Origin of the sequence: Mesorhizobium sp. WSM4935, from assembly GCF_029625735.1 — a bacterium.
Lineage (GTDB): Bacteria > Pseudomonadota > Alphaproteobacteria > Rhizobiales > Rhizobiaceae > Mesorhizobium.
In genome coordinates this window covers 1-261 of the sequence record NZ_JARTVR010000069.1, presented here as the reverse complement: position 1 = coordinate 261, position 261 = coordinate 1, and the positions used below count along the sequence as shown (strand labels likewise).

Here is a 261-nt window from a genome sequence, read left to right as displayed (position 1 = left end):
GAAAACCACCAAACATCTACTATAAGGTCTCATCTGGTAATCCAAGATTGGTTTTAACTGATGGGAATAACAATAAATTTTACGTGGTTTTATCCTTTATATTTTGGGGTGTAGGTACTTGGAATTGGTCGGATTTCACTCCATACACGCCAGGTCAAGTTCCAACCGACCAATTAGATATTCTGAAGATAGAGTTTCAAGTTGATGCCAACAGTGCTAGCAAGTCATCGGTTTTACAAGTTTATTGGGTTGGTGTTGCAC

At 38.7% G+C, this 261-nt stretch carries 1 protein-coding gene; it reads left to right on the top strand.

The window, feature by feature from the left end:
* On the top strand, positions 1–261 hold a 261-nt coding region (locus tag P9273_RS32140; RefSeq protein ID WP_278052593.1), incomplete at both ends, for a hypothetical protein.